This window comes from Pseudomonas sp. KK4 (assembly GCF_001984065.1).
In the GTDB taxonomy this organism is placed as follows: domain Bacteria; phylum Pseudomonadota; class Gammaproteobacteria; order Pseudomonadales; family Pseudomonadaceae; genus Aquipseudomonas.
This window is the reverse complement of record NZ_LYVP01000063.1, coordinates 1-18,641: the sequence shown is the minus strand read 5'-3', so window position 1 is coordinate 18,641 and position 18,641 is coordinate 1. Positions and strand designations below refer to the sequence as shown.

At 62.3% G+C, this 18,641-nt stretch carries 17 protein-coding genes; 11 read left to right on the top strand and 6 right to left on the bottom strand.

The annotated features are described in order from the left end of the window. Window positions 1-47 precede the first annotated feature (47 nt). Window positions 48-1,226 carry a hypothetical protein gene (locus B0W55_RS19535; RefSeq protein WP_077047556.1) on the bottom strand — a complete coding sequence of 393 codons (1,179 nt, stop codon included), beginning with the start codon at window positions 1,224-1,226 and terminating at the stop codon, window positions 48-50. 186 nt (window positions 1,227-1,412) lie between these two features. On the opposite strand from B0W55_RS19535, the gene B0W55_RS19530 reads away from it, so the two are divergent. From B0W55_RS19530 to B0W55_RS19500, 7 genes are all read left to right on the top strand, one after another. Beyond that, a complete protein-coding gene (locus B0W55_RS19530; RefSeq protein ID WP_077047555.1) occupies window positions 1,413-2,351 on the top strand; it encodes a LysR substrate-binding domain-containing protein in 939 nt (312 codons plus the stop codon). Window positions 2,352-2,576: 225 nt separating this feature from the next. Further along, the gene (gene aldA, locus B0W55_RS19525) at window positions 2,577-4,001 is read left to right on the top strand and encodes an aldehyde dehydrogenase (protein ID WP_077047568.1); all 1,425 of its coding nucleotides are present in this window, start codon (window positions 2,577-2,579) and stop codon (window positions 3,999-4,001) included. A 191-nt stretch (window positions 4,002-4,192) separates the two neighbouring features. After that, window positions 4,193-5,512 (top strand): nitrate/nitrite transporter, encoded by a 1,320-nt coding sequence (locus tag B0W55_RS19520; RefSeq protein ID WP_077047554.1) that lies wholly within the window; start codon window positions 4,193-4,195, stop codon window positions 5,510-5,512. Window position 5,513: 1 nt separating this feature from the next. After that, entirely contained in the window at window positions 5,514-6,731 is a 1,218-nt protein-coding gene (locus B0W55_RS19515) for a mandelate racemase/muconate lactonizing enzyme family protein (protein ID WP_077047553.1), read from the top strand. 163 nt (window positions 6,732-6,894) lie between these two features. Continuing rightward, a complete protein-coding gene (locus B0W55_RS19510) occupies window positions 6,895-8,502 on the top strand; it encodes a GMC family oxidoreductase (RefSeq protein ID WP_077047552.1) in 1,608 nt (535 codons plus the stop codon). A gap of 114 nt (window positions 8,503-8,616) precedes the next feature. After that, window positions 8,617-9,024, top strand: a complete 408-nt coding sequence (locus tag B0W55_RS19505) for a response regulator (RefSeq protein WP_077047551.1) — start codon at window positions 8,617-8,619, stop codon at window positions 9,022-9,024. Window positions 9,025-9,102: 78 nt separating this feature from the next. After that, window positions 9,103-9,768, top strand: a complete 666-nt coding sequence (locus B0W55_RS19500; protein ID WP_077047550.1) for an HAD-IA family hydrolase — start codon at window positions 9,103-9,105, stop codon at window positions 9,766-9,768. Between the two features lie 126 nt (window positions 9,769-9,894). Here B0W55_RS19500 and B0W55_RS19495 read toward each other — a convergent pair whose 3' ends face one another. Beyond that, window positions 9,895-10,836 carry a GlxA family transcriptional regulator gene (locus B0W55_RS19495; protein ID WP_077047549.1) on the bottom strand — a complete coding sequence of 314 codons (942 nt, stop codon included), beginning with the start codon at window positions 10,834-10,836 and terminating at the stop codon, window positions 9,895-9,897. A 122-nt stretch (window positions 10,837-10,958) separates the two neighbouring features. Between B0W55_RS19495 and B0W55_RS19490 the strand changes: the two genes are divergently transcribed. Then, a complete protein-coding gene (locus B0W55_RS19490) occupies window positions 10,959-11,750 on the top strand; it encodes an SDR family oxidoreductase (RefSeq protein ID WP_077047548.1) in 792 nt (263 codons plus the stop codon). Between the two features lie 136 nt (window positions 11,751-11,886). Continuing rightward, window positions 11,887-12,795, top strand: a complete 909-nt coding sequence (locus B0W55_RS19485; protein ID WP_077047547.1) for a pyridoxal-phosphate dependent enzyme — start codon at window positions 11,887-11,889, stop codon at window positions 12,793-12,795. A 69-nt stretch (window positions 12,796-12,864) separates the two neighbouring features. Here B0W55_RS19485 and B0W55_RS19480 read toward each other — a convergent pair whose 3' ends face one another. Together B0W55_RS19480 and B0W55_RS19475 are read right to left on the bottom strand one after the other, a co-directional pair. Then, on the bottom strand, window positions 12,865-13,185 hold the full coding sequence (locus tag B0W55_RS19480) for a DUF2388 domain-containing protein (RefSeq protein WP_077047546.1): 321 nt from the start codon (window positions 13,183-13,185) through the stop codon (window positions 12,865-12,867). A gap of 160 nt (window positions 13,186-13,345) precedes the next feature. Continuing rightward, on the bottom strand, window positions 13,346-14,377 hold the full coding sequence (locus B0W55_RS19475; RefSeq protein WP_077047545.1) for a GlxA family transcriptional regulator: 1,032 nt from the start codon (window positions 14,375-14,377) through the stop codon (window positions 13,346-13,348). Between the two features lie 306 nt (window positions 14,378-14,683). Here B0W55_RS19475 and B0W55_RS19470 point away from each other — a divergent pair, with 306 nt between their 5' ends. Together B0W55_RS19470 and B0W55_RS19465 are read left to right on the top strand one after the other, a co-directional pair. Beyond that, the gene (locus tag B0W55_RS19470) at window positions 14,684-16,267 is read left to right on the top strand and encodes an aldehyde dehydrogenase (NADP(+)) (protein ID WP_077047544.1); all 1,584 of its coding nucleotides are present in this window, start codon (window positions 14,684-14,686) and stop codon (window positions 16,265-16,267) included. 105 nt (window positions 16,268-16,372) lie between these two features. Beyond that, the gene (locus B0W55_RS19465) at window positions 16,373-17,302 is read left to right on the top strand and encodes a LysR family transcriptional regulator (protein ID WP_077047543.1); all 930 of its coding nucleotides are present in this window, start codon (window positions 16,373-16,375) and stop codon (window positions 17,300-17,302) included. A gap of 85 nt (window positions 17,303-17,387) precedes the next feature. On the opposite strand, the gene B0W55_RS19460 is transcribed toward B0W55_RS19465, so the two are convergent. Together B0W55_RS19460 and B0W55_RS19455 are read right to left on the bottom strand one after the other, a co-directional pair. Beyond that, window positions 17,388-17,702, bottom strand: coding sequence for an NIPSNAP family protein (locus B0W55_RS19460; protein WP_077047542.1), 315 nt, complete (start codon window positions 17,700-17,702; stop codon window positions 17,388-17,390). Between the two features lie 11 nt (window positions 17,703-17,713). Continuing rightward, window positions 17,714-18,641 (bottom strand): iron-containing alcohol dehydrogenase (locus B0W55_RS19455; RefSeq protein WP_077047541.1); only part of this gene is annotated, 928 nt, incomplete at its 5' end.

Genomic DNA, 18,641 nt, shown 5'->3' with positions numbered 1-18,641 from the left:
GCGGGCTTGCTCGCGAAGACGCCCGCACGGGCGCCAAAAGCTCTGGATCAGAAGTAATACCCAATGTTCATGTACAACTGATTCTCCCAATGATCCGTCCCGCCAGCCCCCAGGCTCTGGGTATAGCTGCTGCCTCCGATGTAGGGATCATTCTTGCCATAGATCCATTCGGTGGCGATCCACAGTTTGCTCAAAGAAAAGGAGGTGCCGAAGATCGCTCGCTCCGAGGTCTTGAAGCCGCTGGCGGATTTGTCGAAGCCGCTGTAGTTGGCGTACAGCTTGACCCCGCTGATCTGGTCGAACAGGTACTTGCCGCTGACGTCGTAGCTGAGGTCCGCCACGTACAGATTGCCGCGGCTGGCAATGTTGTAGGTGCCGTCGTAACCGCCGAGGGTCACCAGCTCATCGGAGCCGGGGTTGCGTGGTGACATCTGCTGGCGAGCCGCTTGCAGTTGCACGGTCCATGGGCCGTTCTTGCCCAGGTAGTGCACGGCTACGGCGTTGCGCCGGCCGTCGTTGTCGGTGTCGCGGTTCTCCAGGGTCGAGGTCAGGCCGGAGACACCGACTTCGGACTTCCACGGCCCCAGCTCCAGCGCCTTGGCCACCCGCAGGACCACGGTGTTGCGTTCCTGGTTGTCACTGCCATCGGCCACATAACTGTCGGCTTCGGAGACGATGCTGGAGTAGCTGACGCCGTTGCTGGTGCCCTTGCCTTGCCACGCTGGGCGCAGGTAGTAACCGGCCTGGACGTTCCAGTCGCCGCTTTGCTGGATGTATTTGGCACCGACCTGTTGCACGTCTTCCAGGCCGATCACGTTGCCCAGGGTTTCATAGAAGGTGCTGCCGAAGTACGGCTGCAAGCCGAAGGGTACGGTGTTCAACCCCACTTGCACCTGCTGGTCGGCGTTGAACCTGTAACCGACCCAGGCGAACTTGGCGAACTGGATGTCGCCGTAGTCCTTGGTGTACTGGTACGGATAGGAGCGGCCGTAGAAGCGGTACTGGGCCTCGCCGATCCAGGTGTCGGAATTGTACTTGGCGCTGAGGAACACCGTGTCCAGGCCGAATTTCTGGATATCGCGGTCCGGATCGTAGTCCCAGCGGGCACGAACGGCGCCGCCAAGGTCAAGGTTATCGGTGACTTGCACCGCCATTGCCGGGCCGGCAAAGGTGCAGGCCAGAGCGATACAGGAAGGGAACAGGCGCAGGGAAGCAGGGAGGGGCATCGGGCAGCTCTCGTTATTTTTTTATTTGAGATGCCCGTTAGTCTTGCGACCTGCGTTGGGTTGAACAAACGATTAAAAATCGATGCAAACCTTCATTGAATGCATGTTACTGAGAAAATCCTGTAGAACAATCGGTGCCTGGCGTGGGATGCTTGGCAGCCTGTCCGTGGTGATCGAGAACCTCACATGAAACGCAAAATGCCCGGCCTGAATGCGCTCAAAGCATTCGAGGTGGCCGGGAGCACAGGCAGCTTTACCCGCGCCGCCGAACTGCTCAACGTGACCCAGAGCGCGGTCAGCCGCCAGGTGCGTCAGCTGGAAGAGCAGCTGGACGAAACCCTGCTGGAACGTCGTCACCATCATCTTGAGCTGACCAGTGCTGGCAAGGTGCTGCTGCGGGCCTTGCACCAATCGTTCGACAAGATCGAACTGACGGTGCGCTCCATCCAGCAGAAGTCCCACGCCAACCGTCTGCACGTCAACGCGCCGCCGACCTTCACCAACCGCTGGCTGATGCCGCGCCTGGGGCGCTTGCGCGAGAAACATCCGGAGCTGGAACTGAGCATCACCACCCGTCGCCAGGACAGCCTGGCCGAAACCAGCACCCTCGATTGCGCTATACGTTTCGGCAACGGTGAGTGGGATGGCCTGGACAGTTCGCTGTTGTTCCAGGAACGGCACATCGCGGTGTGCGCACCGAGCCTTTATGCGCGTGAGTGGAACGAGCAGGGCATCGACCTCAATCGCCTGACGCTGTTGCATGTGCTGGCCCGGGAAGACCAGCGCTACCTGACCTGGAAACACTGGCTGGACGCGGCGCGCATCAGTGGGGTCGACACCCAGGGCGGCTATGAATTCGACCTGCTGGACCTGGCGATTCGCGCCGCCACCGATGGCCTGGGCATCACCATCGCCGACTGGCACATGGTCGCCCCGGAGCTGGCCAGCGGGCAGTTGACCCAAGTGCTCAATGTGCATGTCGAGGGCCACCAGTCGTACTGGCTGGTCACCCGGCCCGAACAGTCGCTGCCGCAATTGCAAGTGTTCAGCCAGTGGTTGCAGGAAGAGATCTGGCTGGCGCAACGGCAGTTGGAGCCCTCTGTCCTGAGCAACCTCCCCCTGTAGGAGCGAGCATGCTCGCGATGGTGGTCAACGATAACGCTGCAAGCCTGACACCCCGCGGTGCTCTTTCGTCCATCGCGAGCATGCTCGCTCCTACAGAGGGGAATTTGATCGTTTGTCAGTAACATGCAATTTTCGAATGTTACTTCGCTCAATAAATCGTTTGTCCGGCACGGGCCGAATGCCAAGACTGCTCGTACTGGATAAAAACAACGATGGGCGATGCACATGCGACTCGAGCGAAATTTTGTTAACGGCCACTTCATTGATCCTGCCAGCGACGCGCTGATCGCGGTGTACAACCCTGCGACCGAAGCGCTGGTGGCCCATGTTTCGGCTGCTACAGTCGATGAGGCCACCGCAGCGGTCGACGCAGCGGCCACGGCCCAGAAAACCTGGGGCAAACTCACCAGTATCGAACGCGCCAACTACCTGCGGGCGTTTGCCGATGCCTTGGACGCCCGCGCTGAAAGCATCGGCGCCGCCCTGGCTGCCGAGTCTGGCAAGAGCGTCAGCGATGCCGGCAACGAAGCCCGTTACGCGGCGCAGATCACCCGCTATCACGCTGAATGGGCGCGGCGCATCGAAGGCGAGATCATCCCCAGCGACTCGCCGAACGAAAACCTGTTCCTGCACCGCGAAGCCATCGGTGTGGTCGCCTGCCTGATCCCGTTCAACTACCCGGTCTACACCCTGCTGCGCAAAATCGCCCCGGCGCTGATTGCTGGCAACACCGTGGTGGTGCGTCCGAGCAACAACACACCGACCTCGGCCTTCGAGATCGCCAAGGCCGTGCAGCAATCCGGTCTGCCCGCTGGCGTGGTCAACATCCTGACCATGGACCACGGCACCGCCGCTGCGGTGTGCACCCACAAGGCCGTCGGCCTGATCACCCTGACCGGCAGCGTCAACGCCGGGCGCATCGTGCTCGATTACTGCAAGGCCAACATCGCCAAGCCATCCCTGGAACTGGGGGGCAAGACCCCGGCGATCATTGAAGCCGATGCCGACCTCGACGCCGCCGCCAGCGCGATCATCGCCTCCAAGACCACCCATTGCGGCCAGTTGTGCACGGCGGTGGAGCGGGTCTACGTGCAGGAAAGCGTCTACGAGAAAATCCTCGGCCTGCTGAAAGCCAAAATCAGTGCTGTGAAATTCGGCGACCGCGCCACCGATGCCAGCCTGATGGGGCCGTTGGTCAACGCCAGTTCCCGGCAGAACATCCACGCCATGGTCGAGCGTGCCATCGCCGACGGTGCGGTGCTGGAAACCGGCGGTTTTATCCCGCCAGGCAGCGGCCATTTCTACCCGCCAACCCTGCTCAGCGGCTGCCGCCAGGACATGGAAATCATCCAGGAAGAAATCTTCGGCCCGGTGCTGCCGGTGCTCAAGTACCGCGACATCGATGAGGCGCTGGCCATGGCCAACGACCACCAGTTCGGCCTGTCGTCGGTGCTCTACACCGAGAATTACCGCACCGTGCAGAAAGTCGCCAATGCCATCGAGGCCGGCGAGCTGTACATCAACCGCACCCCGGCCGACCCGTACCAGGGCTTCCACGCCGGCTGGAAACGCTCGGGCCTGGGCGGCGATGACGGCAAGCACGGCATGCTCGAATTCACCCAGACCCGATTGGTGGTCATGAAGTACTGATTCACCCGGAGCACCCCTCTCGCTTTTGTGGGAGCGGGCGTGCTCGCGAATGCGCAGTGTCAGCTCCATCAATGCCGACTGATCCACTGCTTTCGCGAGCAAGCCCGCTTCCACACAGGCCTGAGTACACCCGAGTCATATAAAAACAATTAATCGAGCGCCCGGACCACCGGGCGCCAGAGGTCTACTCGATGTCCAAGCATGCATCCACTGCTGCCGCTGTTCAGGGTTCGAACGCGGGTATCAAAAGCCACAGTGACAAGGGCAGTCGCTATTTCCAACTGATGTTGTTGGTGCTGGCCGCCGGTGCGATCTATCCGATCCTGTACCTGCGCCAGGTCTACCAGACCACCATGCTCGAAGTGTTTCAGATCAACCACAGCGAGCTGGGTTACCTGTACTCGATGCTGGGGACGATTTTCCTGTTGTCCTATTTGCCGAGCGGCTGGCTGGCCGACCGGATTGCCCCGCGGTTCCTGATTTTCTTTTCCCTGGTGGCCACGGGCGCCCTCGGCCTGTGGTACTCCACCGCACCTTCGATGACCAGCCTGATGATCATCTTCGGTTGCTGGGGCCTGACCACCGGCCTGACCTTCTGGGCCTCGGTGCTCAAGCGCGTGAAAATGATCGCCAACCATTCCGAACAGGGCCGCTTCTTTGGCATCCTCGATGGTGGCCGCGGTCTGGTGGAAGCCTTGCTGGCCACGGTTGCGCTGGCACTGTTCGCCTTCGCCACCGAAACCCGTGGCGAGTCGGCGGCCGAAGGCTTCAAGCACGTGGTCTACCTGTACGCCTTCACCTGCATCGCCATCGGCTGTGTGCTGGTGCTGATCAAGGACCCGAAGTCGCTGGAAGAAACGGCGGCGGTGGAGAAGGGCAAGTACAACCTGCTCAGCGACCTGGCCACCCTGGTGAAAATCCCTGAACTGTGGCTGGTCACAGCCATCGTGTTCTGCGGTTATCACATCTTCTGGGCCACCTACAGTTTCTCCGACTACTTGCAGGGCGGCGGCATGACCGCGGTCATGGCCGGCACCATCACCACGATCAAATTGTGGATGCGCCCCATCGGCGGCATCGGCGGCGGCTGGCTGGGCGACAAGTTCTCCAACATTTCGGTGCTGGTGGTCGCGCTGTTCCTGGCGAGCCTGGCGATGGTCGGCCTGATCGTGTTCCCGGCGCTCAACAGCATGGGCCTGCTGATCGGCACGGTGATTTTCATTGGCCTGATGACCTACGCCATTCGCGGCCTGTACTGGGCGATCCTCGACACCTGCAACATTCCGCTGCGCATCACCGGCCTGGCCATCGGCATTGTCTCGGTGGTCGGCTACCTGCCGGACGCCTTCATTCCCTTGATCAACGGCTACCTCACCGAACATTTCCCCGGTGCCTTTGGTTACAAGCTGTATTTCGGCTACATCGCGTTCGTCGGCCTGCTCGGGACCCTGGCGGCCCTGACCCTGCGTGCCCGTATCAACCGCAAGACTCTGAACAACACTGGTGCCTGAGATGAAAATCGTCGCCCTTGAAACCCATATCGTTGCCGTACCACCACCGCACGTCGGCGGCATGTACTGGCTGTTCGTCAAGATCAAGACCGATTGCGGCATTGAAGGCGTGGGCGAGATCTACGCCGCGACCTTCGGCCCCAAGGCCATGCTGCCGATCATCGAAGACGTGTTCGAACGCTACCTGCTCAACCACGACCCGCACCACATCGAGCGCTTCTTCCGGCAGGCCTATTCCAGCGGTTTCACCCAGCGTCCGGACCTGACCATGATGGGTGTGGTCAGCGGCCTGGAGATGGCCTGCTGGGACATCATCGGCAAGGCGGCGAACAAGCCGGTGTACGAATTGCTCGGCGGCAAGGTTCACGAAAAACTGCGCTCCTACACCTACCTCTACCCGGTCAACAGCCAGGGCGAGTACGACTACGACGACCCGGACCTGGCCGCCGAGTGCGCCATCGAGAGCATGAACAAGGGCTTCACCGCCCTGAAGTTCGACCCGGCGGGGCCGTACACCGCGTACTCCGGGCATCAGATCTCGCTGCAAGTGCTGGAGCGCTGCGAAACCTTCTGCCGCAAGATCCGCGAAGCGGTGGGCGACAAGTGCGATTTGCTGTTCGGCACCCACGGGCAAATGGTGCCGTCCTCGGCGATCCGCCTGGCCAAGCGCCTGGAAAAATACGACCCGCTGTGGTTCGAAGAGCCGGTACCGCCGGGCCAGGAGGAGGCCATGGCGCAAGTGGCGGCCAAGACCAGCATCCCGATTGCCACGGGTGAGCGCCTGACCACCAAGTATGAATTCTTCAAGCTGCTGCAGGCCGGCGGTGCGTCGATCCTGCAGATGAACGTCGCCCGCTGCGGTGGGCTGCTGGAGGCCAAGAAGATTGCCAGCATGGCCGAGGCCTATTACGCGCAGATCGCGCCGCATCTCTACAACGGGCCGATCGGCGCGGCGGCGAGTTTCCAACTGGCCACCTGCACGCCGAACTTCCTGATCCAGGAAAGCATCATGACCTGGGGCGGGTTCCATGCCGAAGTCCTGACCAAACCGCTGCAGTGGGAGGACGGCTACATCATCCCGTCCACCGAGCCGGGCCTGGGCGTGGAGCTGAACATGGACGTGGTGCGCAAGCATTCGCCGTACACCGGCGAGCGCCTGCACCTGCAAATGGCACCCACCCCGGCGGACGTCAAAGACACGTCGCCGGCCAAGGGCTGACCCACACGGCGAATGCCCCTTGTGGGAGCGGGCTTGCTCGCGAAGAGGCAGGCACATTCGACATTCATGGTGCCTGACACAGCGCTTTCGCGAGCAAGCCCGCTCCCACAGGGTGAGTGATTGCCCCGGTTTTTTTGTACAACGACTTACGCGGTAACCGTGCATGACATACGACTACATCATCGCTGGCGCTGGCGCCGCAGGCTGCGTTCTGGCCAATCGCCTTTCGGCCTCCGGAAAACACACGGTGCTGCTGCTGGAAGCGGGCGGGAAAGACAGTTCCCTGTGGTTCAAGATCCCGGTCGGCTTCGCCAAAATGTATTACAACCCGACCTTCAACTGGATGTATTACAGCCAGCCACAGAAGCAATTGGGCAACCGTGAAATCTACGCCCCGCGCGGCAAGGTGCAGGGTGGCTCGGGGTCGATCAACGCGATGATCTACGTGCGCGGCCAGGCCCATGATTTCGACGACTGGGCGGCCAACGGCAACGACGGCTGGGGTTTCAAGGACGTCCTGCCGTACTTCCGCAAGCTGGAAAACCACCGCCTGGGCGACAGCGAATACCACGGTGGCAGCGGCCCGATCAGCATCACCCCGATGAAGGGCCAGACCCACCCGATCTGCGACGTGTTCCTCAAAGGCTGCGACGAACTGGGCTATCCGCTGAGCGATGACTTCAACGGCCCGACCTTCGAAGGCGCGGGGATCTACGACGTCAACACCCGCGACGGTCAGCGCTGCTCCAGCAGCTTCGCTCACCTGCACCCGGCCTTGAGCCGGCCCAACCTGACGGTCGAGCATTACGCGCTGGTGGATCGGGTGCTGTTCGACAGCGGCCGTGCGACCGGCATCTCGATCACCCAACACGGCGTGACGCGCACTTTCACCGCGAACAAGGAAGTGATCCTCTGTGCCGGCGCCGTGGACACGCCGAAGCTGTTGCAACTGTCTGGTGTCGCAGACCAGGCGTTGCTGGCCAAACACAACATCCCGCTGGTCAAGCACCTGCCGGCGGTGGGGCGCAACCTGCAGGACCATCTGTGCGTCAGCTACTACTACAAGGCCAATATCCCGACGCTCAACGATGAACTGAGCTCGCTGTTCGGCCAGTTCAAGCTTGGCCTCAAATACCTGTTCACCCGCAAGGGCGCGCTGGCCATGAGCGTCAATCAGGCGGGCGGTTTCTTCCGTGGCGACGAGCAACAGGCCAACCCGAACCTGCAGCTGTACTTCAATCCGCTGTCGTACCAGATCCCGAAAAACAACAAGGCCAGCCTCAAGCCCGAACCCTATTCCGGCTTCCTGCTGTGTTTCAACCCCTGCCGGCCGACCAGCCGCGGGCACATCGAGATTGCCTCGAAAAACCCGCGGGACGCGGCGTTGATCGACCCGAACTACCTGAGCACCCAGAAGGACATCGACGAGGTGATCCAGGGCAGCCGGCTGATGCGCAAGATCATGAACGCGCCGGCGCTCAAGGGCATCACGGTCGAAGAAGTGCTGCCGGGGCCGGCCATCGAAACCGACGAGCAGATGCTGCAGTACTTCCGTGACAACAGCGGCTCGATCTATCACCTGTGCGGTTCTTGCGCCATGGGCGCGGATCAGCAAACGTCGGTGGTGGACAAGCGTCTGAAGGTTCATGGCCTGGACGGTTTGCGCATCGTCGATGCGTCGATTTTCCCCAACGTGACCTCGGGCAATACCCACGCCGCCGTGCTGATGGTGGCGGAGAAGGGAGCCGATCTGATCCTGCAGGATGCGTGAGCCGATTATCTGCCTGTATCAAAAATGAATTTCCGCGCACGCCGCTGCTCATACCTGTAGGTAGCGGATGAGAGCCCGCGAAAATCATTGAGGCATACAGGGAGCGGCAACGTCATGAGTCGAGTACCGACTGCAGGTGAACACCTTCCCGGCGGGTTGATTCTGGTGGTTGAGGACGATCCGCTGATTCTGGAATTTCTCTGTGAAATTCTTCAGGAGGAAGGCTATGTGGTGCATTCCCACGCAAGTGCGGACGCCGCATCGGTGTACCTGCAGGAGCACGCGCAGGAAGTGGGTTTGCTGCTGACGGACATCACCATGCCCGGCACGCTGAATGGTGCGGACCTGGCGAACCTGTTCGGCGATCGCTGGCCGGACAAGCCGATCATGATCATGTCCGGCTATGAAACCCCGGAAAGCTCCGGGGTGCGGCACGAGGTGGCGTTCATCAAGAAGCCCTGGGCGCTGGGGCAATTGCTCGATTGCGTGGAAGGGGCCTTCAAATCCCGGCAGGTGTTGTGATCGTTCCCACGCGCTGCGTGGGCATTATCTTTGGTGTAGATTGCCGTGCACATCTGTCCTTGAAACAGGAAGGCCCCTTTGCCTGCCCATACCGTTTTCAACACCCCATACCGTGCCTTCCTGTTCGACATGGACGGCACCATCCTGACCTCCATTGCCGCCGCCGAGCGTGTGTGGACCACCTGGGCGTTGCGCCATGGCATCGATGTCGAGCGCTTCCTGCCCACCATCCACGGCGCCCGCGCTATCGATACCATCCGGCGGCAGAACCTGCCCGGCGTGGATGCCGAGGCGGAGGCGGCGTGGATTACCCAGGCAGAACTCGAGGATGTTGCAGGCATTGAAGAAGTGGCCGGCGCGGCCCGATTTCTCAAGTCATTGCCGGCCAGCCAGTGGGCCATCGTCACCTCGGCGCCACGGGCCCTGGCATTGCGGCGCATGGCCGCCGCCGGGGTTCCTGAACCTGAGGTGATGGTCACCGCCGAGGACGTCAGCGCCGGCAAGCCTGACCCGTCGGGCTATCGGTTGGCGGCGCAGCGGTTGGGTGTGGCGATCGGCGACTGCCTGGTGTTCGAAGACGCCACCGTGGGCATTCTCGCGGCCGAGGCGGCGGGGGCGGATTTGTTGATTGTCACGGCGGCGCATGATCAGCCGGTCGAGACGCTGCATGCCACGCTGGCCCGTTATGACCTGGTCACCGCGAATGTGGATGCAGACGGCCTCATTCGCCTGAACGCAATCTGAGACTGTGGGAGCGGGCTTGCTCGCGAAAGCGGTGTATCAGGCGCCACATGGATTGACGGTCACACCGCCTTCGCGAGCAAGCCCGCTCCCACAGGGGATTGCGGGAACCAGTCATTCGCCAAGCGATCAGGCTACCGAGCGGGCGCTACGCCGAATCACCTGCGGCGGTTGTCCGAACGCCCGCAGGAAGGCTTCGCGCATGCGGCGTCGGTCGCTGAAGCCGGTTTCCAGGGCGATCTGTTCGAGGGTCAGGCGGCCGCGTTCGAGCATCTGCCGGGCCGCTTCCAGGCGCAGGTTTTCGATGGCTTTGGCTGGCGATTGCCCGGTCTCGGCGCGAAAGGCGCGGCTGAATTGCCGCGGGCTCAGGCTTGCCACTTCGGCCAGTTGTTCCACTGTCAATGCCTCGGCCAGGTGTTCCCGAGCGTAGCCAAGCACCGTTTGAATGCGGTCGGATTTCGGTTCCAGCTCAAGCAGTGCCGAGTGTTGCGACTGCCCGCCGCCGCGACGGTGGTACATCACCAGTTTCTGCGCCACCGAACGCGCCAGTTCGGCGCCGTAGTCCTTTTCCACCATCGCCAGGGCCAGGTCGATGCCTGCGGTCATCCCGGCCGAGGTCCAGATTGCACCGTCGATCACGTAGATACGGTCGACTTCCACCTTGATCGAGGCAAAACGTTCCTGCAGTTGTCGGGCATAGGCCCAATGGGTCGTGGCCCGCCGTCCGTCGAGCAGCCCGGCCTGGGCCATGACAAAGGCGCCCGAACAGATCGATGCCGTACGCCGCGAGGTGTGGGCGCTGGCACGCACATAATCGAGTACTGCCTCGGGCGCCTGTTCGAGGATCGCATCGCCGCCGACCACGATCACCGTATCGAACACCCGCTGATCGAACGCCTCGGTGCCCACCGACAAACCGCCGGAGGCCCGCAGGGTGCGGCCATCTGCGGACAGCACGCGCACGTCATACAGGGGTTCGCCGGCGCTGACATTGGCGTACTCGAACACCGGCATCGCCGCCAGCGACATCGACTGGAAACCGTCGAAAACCACGAATGCCACGCTGATCATTGCGACTCCTCAACCTACTCATGTCCGAAAAACGTACTCTAAACGTCATTTGCGACGCGTACGAGCGCCTTTATAAATGCTCACACCCGGCGAACATCTCGCCCATCGTGAGGACATCGAACATGACGCTTTCAAGCAAAGGCACTGCACTGATCACCGGCGCTTCAGCGGGCATCGGTGCGGTATATGCCGACCGTCTCGCCCGTCAGGGCTACGACCTGATTCTGGTCGCTCGCAACCAGGCCAGGCTCAATGCCCTGGCCAGCCATTTGAGCGACGAAACCGGTCGCAACGTCGAAGCGGTGGTCGCCGATCTGAATGACAAGGCGGACCTGCTGCGGGTCGAGCAGATCCTGCGCAGCGATGCCAGCATCACCCTGCTGGTCAACAACGCCGGGGTTGGCGCGGTGATGCCGCTGCTGGTCAGCCCGGTCGACGACATGGAAGCGATGATCACCCTCAATATCACCGCGCTGACCCGCCTGGCCTACGCTGCGGCGCCGGGCTTTGTCGCCCGCGGCAGCGGCACGGTGATCAACATCTCCTCGATCGTGGCCATCGCCCCGGAAATTCTCAACGGGGTGTACGGCGCCAGCAAGGCGTTCGTTCTGGCCCTGAGCCAGTCGATGCACCACGAACTGGCCGACCAAGGCGTGCGCATCCAGGCCGTGCTGCCGGGCGCCACCGCCACGGACTTCTGGAGCGAGGCCGGCAACCCGGTGGAAAACCTGCCTCAGGAAATCGTCATGTCCGCTCAAGACATGGTCGACGCTGCGTTGGCGGGGCTGGCCAGCGGCGAAGTGGTGACCATTCCGGGGCTGCATGACGGCAGCCAGTGGGAGCGTCACGAAACCCAGCGTCAGGTGTTGTCCGGGCTGTTCGGCAGTTCCACGGCGGCGCCGCGTTATCGGTAAACCGGTTATTTGAGCGCGTCATCGCGGGCCGTTCCCACAGGATTTCACTGACTCTGTGGGAGCGGCCCGCGATGGCCTGTTCAGCCACCTCGCTTGAACTAAACTTGAAGCAGGACCGCTCACCACGGAGCCCGTCATGCTTCACATCAGAACGCCGTTGATCCTGCATCCAGATCTCTCGACGGCGTCCCGCCGAATCTGGCTCAAACTGGAAAACCTGCAGCCTTGCGGCTCCTTCAAACTGCGCGGCATCGGCTTGCTGTGCTCCCAGGCGGCGCAGCAGGGTAAACGCAAGGTCATCTGTCCTTCCGGGGGGAACGCCGGGTTTGCCACCGCCGTGGCGGCCGCCCGCCTGGGCTTGAAAGCCTGCATCGTGGTGCCCCATACGACCCCGGAATCCACTCGGTCCAGGATCCGCAAGGCCGGTGCCGAGGTGATCGTCCATGGCAAGGTTTGGGACGAGTCCAATCAGCGGGCCAGGGAACTGGCGCACGGCGCGGACACCGAGTACGTGCCGGCTTTCGATCATCCGGTGCTGTGGCAGGGGCACAGTAGCTTGATCGATGAGATTCTTGAGGATTGTCCGCAGGTCGACACGCTGGTGACGTCGGTAGGCGGTGGTGGTTTGTTGGCGGGACTTTTGACCGGACTGATTCGACACCAGCGTATGGACTGCCGCATCATCACCTGCGAGACAGAAGGCTCGGCGTCTTTCGCTGCGGCTGTACAGGCTGGACACCCGGTCAAATTGCCCCGCATCGATACAGTCGCCAGCTCGCTCGGGGCGGCGATGGTAGCGGCATGGCCGGTGCAGCACATCAATGATTTTCCCCATCAATACGTGGTGCTCAGCGATGAGCAGGCCATCATGGGCGTGGTGCGGTTCGCCAGTGATTTGCGACAATTGGTCGAACCCGCCTGCGGTGTTTCACTGGCCGTCGCCTACCTCGATCACCCGGCGATCGCCAATGCCCAAGAGGTGGTGATAGTGGTGTGTGGCGGGGTCAGCATCAGCGCGCAACGGGTGGCGGGCTGGGCTGATTGAAGCTCAGGCAAGGCAGGGCTGAAGACGCGCTCCGGCTGTCAAAAGCCCCACCGCTGAGCCTGAAGGTGTCTATTGACCGGCCGCGACACCGTCCTGGACAAGAATGGCACGGGCCAGATCTTCGTCGCTGGCATTGTTCAACTCAGGATGATCCTGCCGGAGTTGTTTGAACACCGACTCCAGATAAGCGCCGCGAATCGTACCGCCACTGGCCACGAAGCTGGAGGCGTCATCCCGGGCGGGAATCATCAGTTTGTGATCCTTGAAGGTCGAATACAGCGAAGCGGAAACGCCTGCCGAGGTGGCAACGTCGCCGGCATCCACTTTGGCCATGGCAGAACCGAAGGGTAAACACAGCAGCAGGGAAGAAACGATAATCAGACGGCGCATGATGGTGTCCTCTGAACACGTGAAGCAAAAAGGAAGTACCTCACTCATTAGGATGCACGGTGGTCGCCGAGAGTTCCCTGCCCGCGGTGCCATCAATCCGATGCTGTCATTCTCGACTGCTTTGCGATCGCCGCCTCATTTCGCTGCTGCCGTGATCAGGTTACCGCGAAAACCGGCTGCGATAATCCCGGGGCGAAACGCCCAGGTTGCGCTGGAAGGTCAGGCGCATGCGTTCCTCATCGCCGAAGCCGCACTGGCGGGAGATCTGGTCGATGTTGCGCTCGGAGTCTTCGAGCAGGCGGCGGGCGGCTTCGACGCGCATCACTTCGACGGCTTTGGCCGGGGTACGACCGGTCTTGTGTTTGTAGACCCTGGCAAAGTTGCGCGGGCTCATCTGCACCTGCTGGGCGAGGGTTTCCACCGTGAGGTTGGCGCTGGACAGGTTTTGCGAGATCCAAACGTGCAGCTCGTCAAAAGCGGCGCCTTCGCTGGTTTGCGACTTGAGCAACTGGCTGTATTGAGCCTGGCCGCCGGGGCGCTTGAGGAACACCACCATTTCCCGCGCCACCTGCAGCGCCACTTCACGCCCGCAATCCTCTTCGACCAGCGCCAGGGCCAGGTCGATACCGGCGCTGACCCCGGCAGAGGTCCAGATGGCACCCTGCTGGACGAAAATCGCATCGCTGTCGACGTCGATCGAGGGGTAGCGCTCCTTGAGCAGGTCGCACATCAGCCAATGGGTGGCGGCACGCCGGCCTTGCAGCAAACCGGCCTCGGCCAGCAGGAAGGTGCCGCTGCACACCGAGGCGGTGCGCCGGACCTTGCCCGACGACTCGGCCAGCCAGGCCACCAGATCCAGGGAGAAGCTCATGGCCTGGAGAATCTTGGGTGCCCCCGGCGCGATCAGTGTGTCGATGGCACTCACATCGAAATCGCTCAGCGGCAGGGTATGCACCGCCAGCCCCTCGGCGGTGTGCATCAACCCGCCGCTCAGGCTGGCGGTGTGCAGGGCGTAGCCGGGCAGATCGCGCGCCTCCATGTAGCGGGATGCGGCCCAGAACACGGTTTGCGCACCGGTGAGGTCCAGCAGGCCCATTTCGGGATAAGCGAGGAAGACGATCAGACGCGGTTGGTCGGATTGAAGGTGGGATTGCGGCGTAGAGCATACGGCGGAGTTTGCGATGTCGTTCATGGTGTTCTGTTTCAGCGAGATGGAATAATGATAATTCGCAAACGTAATAAAGAGGCTGGCAACTGATCGGCTGGCCGGAATTCAGGGTTTTATGTCAGTCGGCCACTCGAAGTGTAGCCTCAACTGCCGCGGTGGGTCGTAGAGATTCGGTCCAGACCCCACGGGGGGATGACCAACACTCATCCCCCGAACCATTGTTGTCATTTGTTTGCCCCTGACTGCGCCCAATAGAGTGAAGCGTGCGCGGTTGCGCATCCCTTTAATTGGAGTGATCGCCTGCTCAAATGCAGGCGAGGGAGTTTTTTGATGTCCGATATCCTCGGCCAGCAGTTCATCGACGGGCAGCGCAGTGCCTTGGGCGACGAAACCCTGCAGAGCCTTGACGCCAGCACCGGGCGCCCGTTGCCGTATGTTTTCCATCAGGCCACCGAGCAGGAAGTCGAGTTGGCGGTCGCCGCCGCCACCCGTGCCTTTGCGCCTTTTCGTCATTTGTCGCCGCAGCGTCGCGCCGAGTTTCTGGAGGCCATCGCCGAGGAAATGGACGACCTGGGCGACGATTTCATTGCCCTGGTCTGCCAGGAAACCGCGCTGCCCGAAGGCCGTATTCGCGCTGAACGCGGGCGCACCACCGGCCAGTTGCGCCTGTTCGCCCAAGTGCTGCGCCGGGGAGATTTTCTTGGCGCGCGGATCGACCGGGCATTGCCACAGCGCACGCCGCTGCCACGGCCGGACCTGCGCCAGTATCGGATCGGCGTCGGTCCGGTGGCGGTGTTCGGGGCGAGCAATTTCCCCCTGGCGTTTTCCACCGCTGGCGGCGACACCGCCTCGGCACTGGCGGCCGGTTGTCCAGTGGTGTTCAAGGCCCACAGCGGGCACATGGCGACGGCGGATCGAGTGGCCAGCGCCATCGTTCGCGCCGCGCAACGCACCGCCATGCCCAACGGCGTGTTCAACATGATCTATGGCGGCGGTGTCGGCCAGGCACTGGTCAAGGCCGAGGGTATCAAGGCGGTGGGCTTTACCGGTTCGCTCAAGGGCGGTCGTGCCTTGGCCGACCTGGCTGCCGCGCGGCCCCAACCGATTCCTGTGTTCGCCGAGATGTCGAGCATCAACCCGGTGATCCTGCTGCCCGAAGCCTTGCAAAACCGCGGCCGGCAAATCGCCGAAGAACTGACTGCCTCGGTCAACTTGGGTTGTGGCCAGTTCTGCACCAGCCCCGGCCTGATCATCGGTGTGCGCTCGCCGCAGTTCACCGAGTTCCTCGACGCCTTCGCAAAGAACATGGGCCAGCAACCGGCCCAGACCATGCTCAATGCCGGCGCGCTGAGCAGTTATCGTCGGGGCCTGGAGCACATCGCCGGGCATGGCCTTGTCGCTCATCTGGCCGGTCAGGCCCAGGGCGAGTCCAGTGCGCAACCGCAACTGTTCCGGGCCGACGTGCAGCTGTTGCTCGACGGCGACCCGCTGTTGCAGGAAGAAATCTTCGGCCCGGCCACCGTGGTGGTGGAGGTGGCCGATGACGTTCAATTGCACGCGGCGCTGCACAGCTTGCACGGCCAACTGACCGCCACGCTGATTGCCGAGCCGGCGGATCTGCGGCGTTTCCACGCGTTGTTGCCACTGCTGGAAGACAAGGTCGGGCGTTTGCTGCTCAACGGCTACCCCACCAGTGTCGAAGTCAATGACGCGATGGTCCACGGCGGGCCTTACCCGGCCACCTCAGATGCCCGTGGCACCTCGGTCGGCACCCTGGCCATCGATCGTTTCCTGCGGCCGGTCTGCTACCAGAACTATCCTGATCAATACCTGCCGCCGGCCCTGCAAGACAGTAATCCGCTGGGGCTCGATCGACTGGTCGACGGTCAGTGGAGCCGTGCGGCCCTGAGCTGATGTGCCGCCCACGTCGGCGACCTGCCGGCGTGGGCCTTGACGGCAAAGCCCCATGAACAGAGCGCCCCTTCAATAGAGCCCCCCTTGAACAGAGTACCCCATGACATGGTTCCATCACTTGGCAGCATTGCTGCACGCCTGCGCCTCAAACAACTGAGATTGCTGATCGCCCTGGATGATCGCGGCTCGCTGCACAAGGCCGCCGAGCAGATATCGATTTCCCAGTCCGGCGCCACCAAGGCCCTGCACGAGGTCGAGTCGCTGCTCGGCATGCCGCTGTTCGAGCGTCAGCCCAAAGGCCTGGTAGCCAATGAAATGGGGCGCTGCATGATTCGCTATGCGCGGCTGATCTACAGCGATGTGGAGCACCTGCGCGAGGAAATGCTCAGCATCATGCGCGGAAAGGGCGGGCGGCTGTCGGTGGGGGTGATCATGGGCGCGGTGCCGCTACTGACCCGGGCGCTGACCGAACTGCGCCTCAAGCAGCCGGAGCTGTCGGTGGAACTGGTGGAAAACACCAGTGCGACGTTGCTCGGCTTGCTCGATCAAGGTCGACTGGACCTGGCGATCTGTCGCACCAGCGTCGGTCAGCGTTCGGACGCCTATGACTGCATCGAGCTCAGTGAAGAGCCCTTGGCCGTGGTCGCCAGCAAGGATCATCCGTTGGCCGGTGCCGAATCGCTGCAACTGTCGCAACTGAGCGACTACCGCTGGGTGGTCTACCCCAAGGACATGCCGATGCGTCAGGCGCTGGAGCGGGAATTGAACGAGGCCGGTCTGGAGATACCGCGCTATCCGCTGGAAACCTCCTCGACCTTCGCCACCATTTTGCTGGTGCAACAGGACCCGACGCTGCTGGCGGTGATCCCCGTGGAAGTGGCCGAATTCTGCGAACAGCACAACCTGCTGGCGAAGCTGCCGGTGTCGATGCGCGCCTTGATCGAGCCCTACGGCGTGATCAGCCGGGCCGGCGCCGACCTGTCCCCGGCGGCGACCCTGCTGATCAATGAACTGCAGCGGGACCTGACTACTTGATCACTGTAATGACTGTGAACTCAAGCCGTTGTGGGGAGGGGATAAATCCCCTCACCACAGGGAGGGTGGCGAGTCGTTAACGGGGTTACCTGATCGGCGAAAACTGCGCTGGCATCAGCAGTTTTGATTCCATTTTCTCGAGCATCGGGAAGGCGATCGGGACGAAGCCTTCGAGCCAGTCCGGGTCCTGGTACAGGGCGGCGCGTTTTTTGATGCGTTCGTCCAGGCTCTCGTAGGCCCAGATGTGGATCACCTGGTTGAGCTCGCCGATTTCGGTGTACCACCAGCCCACCAGGGTGGCGTAGCGCGAGATCACCGGCAGGCCGTTTTCCTCGAAGTGCTTGAGGTAGGTCTGCATCGTGCCGATCCGCAGGGTGTAGGTGCGCATTTCATAAAACATGGGTGGGTCTCTCAGGAATGAAGGCCGTGGAAGGCGTTGCTGATGATTCGTTCGACGTCGGTGGCGGTGGTCAGGCGCGGGTTGACCAGCACGTTGCCGCTGCGCATCGAGTCGCTGACCATCTGCGGCATGTACGCCAGGTCTACGCCCAGGTCCTTGATGTTGTCGGGGATGCCGATGGCCTTGTTCAGGGCCTGCACGTGCGCCACCACTTTTTGCCCGGCATGGGCAGCGCTCAGGCCGTCGACGTCCTCGCCCATGGCGATGGCGATCTCGCGGAACAGCTCAGGGCAGGCCGGCAGGTTGAACTCGATGACGTAGGGCAGCAGCGTGGCGTTGGCGATGCCATGGGGAATGTTGAACACGCCGCCGAAGGTGTGGGAGATCGCATGCACATTCCCCAGTTTTGATTGGGCAAAGGCCACGCCGGCGAGGAACGAGCCCAGCAGCATCTGTTCCCGGGCGTGCAGGTCGGAGCCGGTGAAGAAGGCTTTGGGCAGGTGCGTGCAGATCATCTTGATCGCCTGCAGCGCCAGGGCCTGGCTGACCGGGTTGGCCTGCTTGGACACGTAGGATTCGATGGCGTGGGTCAGGGCGTCCATGCCGGTGGCGGCGGTGATCGACGGTGGCAGCTTGAGGGTCAGTTCGGCGTCGAGGATCGCCAGTTTCGGGAACAGCGCCGGGCTGATGATCACGGTCTTGAACAGTGTCCGGGTGTTGGTGAACACCGTGGAGGCGGTGCATTCGCTGCCGGTGCCGGAGGTGGTCGGGATGGCGAAGATCGGCAGCGGCGGGTTCACGAGTTTGTCGTAACCCTCGTAGTCGAGAATGTTGCCGGGGTTGGTGGCCATGGCTGCCACGCCCTTGGCGGTGTCGATGCTGCTGCCGCCGCCGACGCCGATCACCGAGTCGCACTCGTGGTCTTTCAGGAAGGCGACG